Source organism: Ralstonia sp. 1B3, assembly GCF_036631435.1.
In genome coordinates this window covers 73165-83916 of record NZ_JAPNUG010000016.1, presented here as the reverse complement: position 1 = coordinate 83916, position 10752 = coordinate 73165, and the positions used below count along the sequence as shown (strand labels likewise).

Sequence of the window (10752 nt, the reverse complement as noted above, 5' to 3'; positions counted from 1 at the left end):
GGCTGGGTCGGCCACGTTTGATCGGCGCAGTTTTCTGAAGCTGACGACGCTGGCCGGCGGCGGGCTGGCGCTTGGCGTGGCCCCGGTGCTGGCTGGCGCGCAGGACGCCAAGGCCAAGCCGCCCTCGCCGCCGCAGGCATTCATCATCATTGCGCCGGACAACACCGTCACCGTGGCGGTGAACCGGCTGGAATTCGGTCAGGGCGTACACGGCATTGCCGATGGCGCTGGCCGAAGAACTCGACGTGGATTGGCGCAACGTGCGCGGCATGTTGGCGCCCGCGGGCGATCCGTACAAGGATCCGGGCTTCGGCATCAGATGACGGGCGGCTCGACGGCGCTGAACCACTCGTTCCAGCAATACCGTGAACTGGGCGGTCGCGCGCGTGCCATGCTGATCTCGGCAGCGGCCAGGGCTGGAAGGTCGATCCGTCGACATGCCGCACCGCCAATGGTGTGGTCACGTCGGGCAGCCACCGCGCTACGTATGGCGAGCTTGCTCAGGCCGCGATGGCGCTGCCGGTGCCGGCGCAGGTCACGCTGAAGAACCCGTCGCAGTTCCGTATTGTCGGTAAGCCCACCGCGCCTCGATGCGCGCAAAGCTCGACAGCTCGCTCAAGTTTGGCCTGGACACGCGCCTGCCCAACATGAAGGTGGCCGTGCTGGCCCGCCCGCCGCGCTTTGGCGGCAAGGTGGCCAAGTACGACGCAGCAGCGGCCAAGGCGGTGAAGGGCGTGGTCGATGTGCTGCAGATCCCGACCGACCGGGGCGGCACGGGTGTCGCCGTCATCGCCGACGGATACTGGCCGGCCAAGCAGGGCCGCGACGCGTTGCAGGTCACGTGGGAAGACGCCGGCTCGACGGTGTCCACGCCGGCGTTGATGGCGGAGTACAAGAAGCTCGCCGGCCAGCCCGGCACCGTGGCCAAGGCTGCGGACATGAGCGCCATCCAATCCGCCGCAACGCGCATCCAGGCGGACTACGAATTTCCGTATCTCGCGCACGCGCCAATGGAGCCGCTGAACTGCACGATCGATCTGCAGAAAGACGGTGGCAAGACCACGGGCGCCAAGGTGTGGGTCGGCTCGCAGTTCCAGACCATCGATCAGGGCGCGATTGCCAAGGTGCTCGGCGTATCGCCCGAGAAGATCGAGCTGAACACGATGATGGCGGGCGGTGGCTTTGGCCGGCGCGCGATCACCACGTCGGACTACGTGGTGGAAGCCGCCAACGTGGCGAAAGCCTATGCGGCAGCCGGGCACAACGGCCCCGTCAAGGTGATCTGGAGCCGCGAAGACGACATCCGCGGCGGCTACTACCGCCCGATGCATCTGCACCGCGTCAACGTGGGGGTGGACAGCAGCGGCAAGGTCGTCGGCTGGGACCACGTGATCGTCGGCCAGTCGATCCTCAAGGGCACGCCGTTCGAAGCCTTCATGGTCAAGAACGGTGTGGACGAGACCATGGTCGAGGGCGTGATCGAAAACGACTACGGCTTCCCGATGCAGCTGACGGTGCACCATCCGGACGTGAACGTGCCGGTGCTGTGGTGGCGTTCCGTGGGCCACACGCATACGGCCTACGTGATGGAAACGATGGTGGACGAGGTGGCGCACGCGGCCAAGCAGGACCCGGTCGCTTTCCGTCTCGCGCGCTTTACCGGCAAGGAGCATGAACGCCATCGTGCGGCGCTGCAGCTGGCTGTCGACAAGTCCGGCTACGGCAAGCGCAAGCTGCCCAAGGGCCAGGCCTGGGGCGTGGCGGTGCATGCGTCGTTCGAGTCGGTGGTGGCGTATGTGGTGGAGGTGTCGGTCGACCAGGGCAAGCCGCGCGTGCATCGTGTCACAGCAGGCGTGCATGCCAACCGCGTGGTCAACCCGATGGGCGCCGAAGCGCAGATCCAGGGCGCCTGCGTTTTTGGCCTGGCGATGATCCAGCCGGGCTTTGCCATCGACATCGAAAACGGTGCCACCAAGAACAGCAATTTCACCGACTTCCCGCCCGTGCGCATGCCGGACGCGCCGCCGGTGAACGTGTTCTTCGTGCCGTCGGAAGACAACCCGACCGGCCTGGGCGAGCCCGGCACGCCGCCGATTGCACCGGCGGTGGCCAACGCGCTGTTCACCCTGACCGGCAAGCGTCAGCGCAAGCTGCCGTTCGACACGGTGTAGTTGTCATCATCGCGTGATGAAATTGAAGCCGGCATGCAGTGATGTGTGCCGGCTTTCTTGTTCGTGCAGCGTCGTCACCGTCCCGTTTTGCGGACCGATTCTTGCGTCCGCGAGTGCGTTGTTTACCCCCGGAGGAAGCATGTCATGGCATTGAATATCCTGTACACCGCCCACGCCAAGGCCACAGGCGGCCGCAACGGCCACCCAGACCGAAGACGGCCAGGTCTCGCACGACTTGTCAGTGCCGAAGGCCATGGGCGGGCCCGGCAAGCCCAACACCACCACGCCCGAAGACCTGTTCGCCGCCGGCTATGCCGCGTGCTTCGGCTCGGCGTGCGACTTTGTCGCCAAGAGCATGCTCAAGCTCAATCCGAGCAACATCGAGATCCACTGCGATGTGGGGATCGGCACGCGCGATGAAGGCGGGTTCGGCTTGAAGGTGGGCCTGACCGCGCGGATCAGCGGGCTGTCGCAAGCCGATGCCGAGAAGCTGGTGGCCCAGGCGCATCAGGTGTGCCCGTATTCGAACGCCACGCGCAACAACGTGGAAGTCACCCTCAAGACCGAGGTGGTCTGATGCGGCAGCGGCCTGTTGTTGGCGTGTTGCTGGCCGCGGGCCGTGGCAGCCGGTTTGATGCGGCGGGCGTGGCCAACAAGCTGCTCGCCCCGCTGCCCGATGGAACGCCCGTGGCGGTGCAGGCCGCGCGGCACCTGAAGCAGGCACTGGGCGACGTGGTGGCAGTGGTGCCCGCCGCTGCCACGCATGGTGCGCAGGTCGATCAACTGGCCGCGCTGTTGGCCGAGGCCGGTTGCGAAGTCTTGCGCTGTCCCGATGCCGCACGCGGCATGGGCGCCAGCCTGGCTGGCGGCGTGGCCGCGCGCCCGCAAGCCGGCGGGTGGATCATCGCCCTGGCCGACATGCCGTGGATTGCCTCTGACACCATCAGCCAAATCGCCAACGCAGTGGACCCACACCGTTGCGTTGCACCCTTTCATGCGGGGCAGCGGGGCCATCCCATTGGCTTCGGCGCCGACTTTTTCGCGGGGCTGACTTCGCTCGACGGCGACGAGGGCGCGCGGCGGCTGATCGATCCCGCCAAGCTCACCCGCATCGACACCGAAGACGCCGGCATCCTGCGCGATGTCGACACGCCGGCCGATCTGGCCTGGTGATCTCACTGGGTTGTTTCCAAACGAAGCGCCGTGCTGGTCCGCCAGACATGCTCGAAAGCGTGAGCACGCACGGCGCATGTTGGCCGGACGCATGCGGCGATCGACGCTCAGGCACGCAGATTTGGTGCTGCGCGTCTCGCAGGTTGCCTGCAGTTTGCTGAGCGCCGCAGTGTTGGGTCGGTGCCCCGACCTCAAACATTCGATTTCGACCGTCCGACACCCGCACGTCACCGTCAAACAGTGGCGTACGGCCCTCAGAGGCCCGAGCTCGGCCCAAAAACATCCGACCCATCGGAGCTTTAAGGGCCGAGCGTCGCCGTCAAAGACTCAACGTTCACCCGTTGAGGCTGAAGCGCGACCGTCCGAGGCTCGAAGCCGGTTGTCGGAGGTCGAAAATTTCGAGGTCTGACAGCCGAAGGCGACTGTTTGAGGCTCGTATTCCGCCCGCTGAGGGTGGACGCCGACCATCGGCAGCGCATGGTCGAGCGTCAAACGTCCATGTGCGGGCGTTTTAGGCCCGATGCTCGCCTGTGGGCGTCGGCTTCGGCGATGGTTGGCCAACAATCCCGGCGCTTCCCCGGCACAACTTGTCCACAGCAGCGCGCACCGCTTGCAGAATCCCCCGCAAGCGGTTGACGGAAAAGGGTTTGTTGCACGATGTAACAGCCTTCATCGATGTGGATAACTCGGGCCGCGCGCACACGTTTTACGTGATCTGCACGTTTGTCGAAACCCGTCAAGCCCTTTTGTGACTTGGGTCTGCGCCGATGACGCAGGTTATGCACAGAACATGTGGATAAGTCTGTGGGAAACACCATCCGAGCCGCGTGGCGACGGCTTTTGATCGGCGTTGCTCGGGAATGTGGCAAGGGCTCGCGGGTGAGGGCCCCTGCACATTGCAACGATTGATTACAACTTGAAACAGCAAGTCGCGGGCCCCTTCGCCAGACTTTCGATACGCGATGGCTTGATCGCGACCGACGCATTCAAGGAGAAGAACATGGTTCGGGTACTGACGATTCTGCTGGCCGGTGCCACGCTGCTGACGGCAACCGGCTGTGCCGACATGACGGCACGTCAACGCAATACCGCCATTGGGGCGGGTGTGGGTGGGTTGGCCGGCGCTGCTCTGATTGGCGGCCCGGGCGCCACGCTGGGCGGTGCCGCATTGGGCGGCCTGGTCGGCAACGTATCGACGCGTTGATATTCGGTCGGCCTGCGGGTCGACCCCGAGAAAAACGGACCCGAGGTCAAATCTTCGGGTCCGTTTTTTTATGCCTGTGCGCGGCTTCGGGTGCGTAGCAAGTCTTCCAGTGCCGACACTTCCAGCGGCCGCCCAAACAGGAAGCCTTGCACTTCGTCGCAAGCATGCGCAGACAAAAAGGCCGATTGCTCGGGGTCTCGACACCTTCGGCTGTGACGGTCATGTTCAACGCGCGGGCCATTGCGATGATCGTCTTGGTGAGCGCCACGCAGTCGGGCACCCCAGGCACGCCGCTGATGAACGAACGATCGATCTTGATGTTGTGGATCGGCAAGCTGCGCAGATACGACAGCGATGAAAAGCCGATGCCGAAATCATCGAGCGAGATGCGCACGCCCCGCGCGGCCAGGCTCATCAGCAGACGCTGTGTCGATTGCCGGTCGGCCAGCAGCACGCTTTCCGTCAACTCCAGCTCCAGCCGGCTCGGCGTCATGCCGGACGCCTTGAGCGCCTCGTCGACGTCGCGCTCGATCACGCCCGCATCGCATTGCCGCGCGGACACGTTCACCGCCATGCGGCCGGTGAAGCCGAACTTGCGCGCCCATGCTCGCCTTGCGTGCAGGCCTGCATAAGCGCCCAGCGGCCGAGTTCGAGGATGTAGCCTGACTCCTCCGCCACGTCGATGAACTCGGTGGGCGACACCGCGCCAAGCTCCGGGTCGGACCATCGCATCAGGGCTTCAACGGCCACCAGTTCGCCTGAGTCGAGTGCGTACTTCGGCTGATACACCAGCCGCACCTGACCGCGCCCGAGCGCGCGCCGCATGCGCTCGTTGAGTGTGAAGCGGCGCAGCATCTGCGTTTCGAGCGCGCGAATACCGGGTGATGCGGTTCCGGCCATTTTCCTTGGCGCGGTACATGGCGGCTTCTGCATGACTGACGAGCGTGGCCGCATCGCCCCCGTCTTCCGGGTAGGCTGCCACGCCGATGCTGGCTGACAGATGCACCTCGCGTTCGCCGCCGGTAAAGGGGCGGGCCAGCGCGTCGAGCACCTGTTGCGCGAGTCCGTCGGCGGTGTTCGGGTCGTCGATGGCCACGCAGAACTGGTCGCCGCCCAGCCGGGCCAGCAGCGCGCTGGCCCGCCTGGGCGCGGATGCGTTGCGCCGCCATGTTCAGCACCTGGTTCCCCATGTGGTGCCCCATCGCCTCGTTCACGGTCTTGAAGTGGTCCAGCCCGATATACAAGAGGGCCGATTCCCCCGTGGAAGGCAGCGAAAGCCGCGCATCGAGCCGCTCGATGAACGCCGCGCGATTGGGCAGGCCGGTGAGCGAATCCTTGGTCTCCAGCAGGCGCAGTTGCTCGTAGGCGGAACGCTCTGCCGTGATGTCGGTAAAGATGACCAGCACCGCGTGCGGCGACGCGCTGTCCGGCGAAAACATCGGCAGCACCGATTCGCGCAGCCACACGATCTGCCCGTTGCCTGCCGGCACGCCCACGACGACGTTGCTGATGGCGCGCCCCGTGCGCGCCGCCAGCGTGGAGGGCCATGCGGCGCGCGGCAGGATGGCGCCGTCTTCGCCCAACATCATGTCGTTCAACGCCACACGCGGGCGGCCTTTCCATGACGCGCCCGACATGCGCAGGATCTCGGCCGCGCTGCGGTTGTACGACAGCACTCGGCCATCGGTGGACAGCGTCAGCACGCCCTCGCTCAGATGGTTGACGACCAGCCGATACTGATCGCGCAACTCGCGGGTCTGGCGATATTCGTTCTCCAGCCGCAGCAGCTTGACCAGCGCGGCGATGTAGCGGCCGCACTCTGCGCGCAAGGCTGCGTCGTCAGGCGGGTTGGCAGCGGGGAAGAAGAGGCACAGCAGATCGTCGGCGACGGCCATGCCGCCATGCTGGGCCGGGATGCGGCACAGCCATGTCGGCTGCGCGGTATCCAGCACGCGGACGATTGCTTCGCGCAAAGGCGCGGGCGCATTGGCCTCGCGCACCAGTTCGATGGGGGCCAGCTCGTCGAGCAGCGGCGCGATGCGTGCGAGTTCGATATCGAACTCACCATGCGTTCCGGTAGGCAAGTGCGTCGCATGGTCGTCGCGCAATGCCAGCTTTGCCCTGGCGCGCTGCGTGCCATAGAGCCTCGCCCGCCCGGAGACGACCCGCACCACCACGCACAGGGTCGAAGGCAAGGCTGCTTCCAGCGCCCGCAGCGCAGCATGCAGCCGCTCGCCGAGCGAGGCGGCGGACGGCAGCGTGGAAAGCAGATGATCGAGATGCTCGTGCGGCAGCGCTGCGCCAATCGCTTCGGCGCTCAGCACGCGTTCGCCGGCCTTGCCGGGCAATTGCGCATCGAGCGGCAGCGGCAATCCGTGCACGACCACCTGTTGCGCCGGCAGCCCATCAAAGCGGGTCGGCGTGACTGTCAACCGGACGCTGACCACCTCGTTGGAATCGCCAGCAGAAAGGGCGGAGATCAGTTGTGCCGCCGGAACGGGCTGAGCCTCGGATTGCGTTGCATCGGCGTCTTCCCCGGGGCGGGTTTCCAGCCATGCGGGAACGTCCTGGAAGAAGCGCGAGAAGGGCTCGCCGAGCAGTTGGTCGGACGAAAGTGCCCGCACCATGCAAACGCCGGCCGCATTGGCAAAGACGATGCGGCCTTCGAGGACCACATAGAGCGGAACCGGAAGGCTTTGCGCCGACAGCGGGTAGGAAATTTCGTCTGGCATCCCACGCTCCAACCTGAGGTATTGCCCGACATCTCACTCAGCATCGACTTCACGCCACGCTGGCCGCGAGAACGCCGGCTACCGGAGGTCGGGGGCAATGCTCTTCATGATGCGCAAAAGTCGTGCGCGGCGCAAAGCCTAGTTTGTGGCCGATACAACACATCGGGAATCGGTTTTGCCGGTTCCATTGTTGCCGGGGTCGGTGGCGGATTTCAAAACGGTTTGCGGAGGCTCGGACGCGCGCGCAGGTTCCATTTGAGCCTCCGCACCATTCTCACTTTCCTGCACGGCGAAATGCTGATCGATCCAGCGATGCGTCAGTGCCAACCCGATTGCACACATCAAAACGCATGTTCCCATTGTCAGGATGAAATACGCACTGATCCGCTCGACCGAGCGTTCGGGAAAGAAAAAGGTCGCGGCGACAAACAAGATGCCAACCAGTACACCAAAGACCAAAAGCAGATAGTAAAAGCGACGCGGCAAGGGCGAATTCATCGTTGTCTCATCCAACTGCAACCAGGCGGGTGACGCTTTGAATCGTTTTACCGCCGCACCAAATGGGCTGGCCATGGCAGATGTCATCGCGGTGCAGTGGCATGCCGGGCCGGCGGCTTATGTATGAATTGATGTTGCGTTGCTGTACTGCTGCGATGCTGCAGATTGCTGCTTGCGGCAAAAACCGGAATTGCGGGACCCGGCGGCGCTTGCTATGGTGGTGGCACTGAAATGCAGCGCGATACCAGTTTGCGGCCCTGCATGATCGCGTACGCTAATCCCATGCGTCAATCCGACTTTCCGGTTGAAACTGAGCATCCGGTGTGCCAAGAGTTGATTGCTGGCTTAGGGGCGGTTTGAAGGGGAATGATCAAAAACGTTGAAATTTGATTTCAGTTATGAATACAATTGATCTAATATCTGATCCACACCAGACTTCACACCAGAATTTATTGGGAGCGCATATGGCGACATACAAGGAATTGATTGCACAAAAGGCCAAACTGGAAGAGCAGATCGAAACTGCGCGCGCCAAGGAACTGGAAGCGGTGATCCAGCAAGTGCGCCAGACGGTTGCCGAATATGGCCTGACGGCTGAAGACCTGGGCCTGGCTCAGCGTCGCGGTCGTCGTGCCGGTGCGAAAGCGCCGGTGCCGGCCAAGTACCGTGATCCGAAGACGGGTGCAACGTGGTCCGGCCGCGGCCGCGCTCCGGCCTGGATCGGCAAGAACCGCGATAAATTCCTGATCGCCTGATCTTTCAGGCTCTGCCTGACGCGCGCGCAAGCGTGCAACGCAAATGGCCCACCCGCCCCGGTGGGCCATTTGCGTTGCTGCGCGCGATGATCGTTCCTGTATAACGACGGCATGACGCCTCGCCTGCCCAAATACCTCGAACTGGCCGACCGCATTCGGCTCGACATCCTGCACGGAACGCTGCCGGCCGGCAGCATCGCGCCCAGCGAGAACGAAGTCGCCCAGCGCTACGGCGTCTCGCGTTTGACGGCGCGCCGGACACTGAACGAGCTGGCGGCGCGTGGGTTGCTTAAGCGCTCGCGGGGCAGCGCAGCGTGGTGCTCGATCGCGTGGGGCCGCATCGGCCGGTCCTGTATGCGCCGGGCCAGTCGGATGCCGCGCTGGAATACGTGCCGGGCGCTGTCTATACGGTCAGTGCTTTTCGACTGGAGGCGGCCGACGCCACCGTGGTGGCCGCGCTGGACCTGGCGGTGGGCGCGCAGGTGGCGTTTGTCGAGCGCCGCGCCCAGGTGGAGGGGCAGCCCATCATGCTGCTGCGTACGTGGCTGACGTCCCGGCTCGCGGCGATGCTCGAGGCGCGCGACTTTGAAGATCGCCTGTTCGTGCAGGTCTTCCAGCGCGCCAACTTGACCATCGCGCGCTCGCGCGAGGCGCCGCTGGCCTGTGTGGCCGATGCCCACCAAGCCGCGCAGCTCGGTGTGGAGGCGGGCGTGCCGCTGGTCCGCGTGCGCCGCATCGGCTACAGCCTGGCCGACGTGCCGATCTCCCTCACATACTGCGACTTTTCCCCGAGCGCTACACGCGCGAAGTCGACATCCGCGTGCTTCAAAACGACTGAAAGCGCACTGCGCCAGACCGGTGCAGAAACGGCGCCACACACCCCGCGATGGGGACTTGTCCGCCTGGGGTATTCAAGCTAGTCTGCGCCCCTTCCCGGAAAACACATTCATTTGTGAAGCGACGCTTTGCTGACAACGTATTGGCACGGCTGTTGCATTCACGGCGCCATCTCAGCGGCGGCGGGTTGAGCCACCTGCCGCCTCAACGCTGATTCAGTCGATTCAACACACCGGAACCACAAGAGGGAGAAATCAATAATGCAATTCAAGCGACGTTTTTCGCTGGCCGTGCTGGCTGCCGCTGCGGGGCTGGCCGCAGGCGCAGCGCAGGCCCAATCGTCCGTGACGCTGTACGGCCAGGTGGATGCTTGGGCGGGTGCCACCAAGAACCTCGGCCAGGATCGCGCCTGGGGTGTCAACTCCGGCGGCATGTCGACGTCGTACTGGGGGCTGAAGGGCAGCGAAGACCTGGGCAACGGCCTGAAGGCGATCTTCACGCTGGAAGCGTTTTCCGCCCCGACACGGGCAAGTCCGGCCGCTTTGATGGCGACCACTTCTTCGCCCGTAATTCGTTCGTCGGCCTGCAGTCGAACAGCTGGGGTTCGATCAAGCTCGGCCGCAACACGCCGCCGTACTTCGTTTCGACGATCCTGTTTAACCCGTTCATCGATTCGTACACCTTCTCGCCGATGGTGTTCCACACCTACCTCGGCAACGGCCGTTCGGGCGCCGCGGGCATCTCGGGCCTGGTGGGCGATTCGGGCTGGGACAACTCGATCATGTATTCCACCCCGGACATGGGCGGCCTGACGGCCAACCTGATCTACGGCGCTGGCGAGCAAGCCGGCCACAACGGTCAAAACAAGTGGGGCGGCAGCCTGCTGTACTTCCGCGGCAATTTTGCGGCCACGGCGGCCTTCCAGCAGGTGCGCTACGACGGCGCGCCAGGCGACCTGAACAGCCTCGTGGCTGGCTTCGCGCGCCAGACGGCGGCCCAGCTGGGCGCGACGTATGACTTTGGCGTGGTCAAGCTGTACGGCCAGTACCAGTACATCAAGAACACGATCAGCACGGGTGACGCCAAGAGCAACGGCGGTCAGCTCGGCGTGTCGATTCCGGTGGGCCCGGGCAGCGTTCTGGCGTCGTACGCGTACACGAAGACCTCGGGCGCGGCTGACGTGAAGCGCAACACGTGGGCGGTCGGTTACGACTATTCGCTGTCCAAGCGCACCGATGTGTATGCAGCGTACTTCCGCGACAAGGTGTCGGACCTCTCGACGGCCGACACCTTTGGTGTAGGCATCCGCGCAAAGTTCTAAGCCTTTCGCGTTCTGCTTTCCTTGTCACCGCCCGCGTCTCGACAGCGTGGGCGGACATTTG

General features: G+C 64.4%; 4 protein-coding genes and 5 pseudogenes. 7 read left to right on the top strand and 2 right to left on the bottom strand.

Features of this window, described 5'->3' with window-relative positions; all coding sequences use genetic code 11:
* The 4 genes and pseudogenes from OWR21_RS04755 to OWR21_RS04740 all read left to right on the top strand — a co-directional run.
* A pseudogene (locus tag OWR21_RS04755) lies at positions 1-2171 on the top strand (molybdopterin cofactor-binding domain-containing protein); the annotation flags it as partial.
* A 144-nt stretch (positions 2172-2315) separates the two neighbouring features.
* Positions 2316-2748, top strand: a pseudogene (locus OWR21_RS04750) (organic hydroperoxide resistance protein).
* Positions 2748-3344, top strand: a complete 597-nt coding sequence (locus tag OWR21_RS04745) for a nucleotidyltransferase family protein (protein WP_147213720.1) — start codon at positions 2748-2750, stop codon at positions 3342-3344. Before OWR21_RS04750 ends, OWR21_RS04745 begins: the two are co-directional and overlap by 1 nt.
* Positions 3345-4344: 1000 nt before the next feature.
* Positions 4345-4548 (top strand): hypothetical protein, encoded by a 204-nt coding sequence (locus OWR21_RS04740; RefSeq protein WP_009277078.1) that lies wholly within the window; start codon positions 4345-4347, stop codon positions 4546-4548.
* Positions 4549-4616: 68 nt separating this feature from the next.
* Here OWR21_RS04740 and OWR21_RS04735 read toward each other — a convergent pair.
* Positions 4617-7280: pseudogene (locus tag OWR21_RS04735) on the bottom strand (EAL domain-containing protein).
* Positions 7281-7418: 138 nt separating this feature from the next.
* Positions 7419-7853 (bottom strand): hypothetical protein, encoded by a 435-nt coding sequence (locus OWR21_RS04730; protein WP_316901171.1) that lies wholly within the window; start codon positions 7851-7853, stop codon positions 7419-7421.
* Between the two features lie 389 nt (positions 7854-8242).
* Here OWR21_RS04730 and OWR21_RS04725 point away from each other — a divergent pair, with 389 nt between their 5' ends.
* The 3 genes and pseudogenes from OWR21_RS04725 (at position 8243) to OWR21_RS04715 (ending at position 10691) form a co-directional block, all read left to right on the top strand.
* Complete coding sequence (locus OWR21_RS04725) at positions 8243-8533, top strand: H-NS histone family protein (RefSeq protein ID WP_009240021.1); 291 nt, start codon at positions 8243-8245, stop codon at positions 8531-8533.
* 111 nt (positions 8534-8644) lie between these two features.
* Positions 8645-9371, top strand: a pseudogene (locus OWR21_RS04720) (GntR family transcriptional regulator).
* 259 nt (positions 9372-9630) lie between these two features.
* A pseudogene (locus OWR21_RS04715) lies at positions 9631-10691 on the top strand (porin).
* Positions 10692-10752 lie beyond the last annotated feature (61 nt).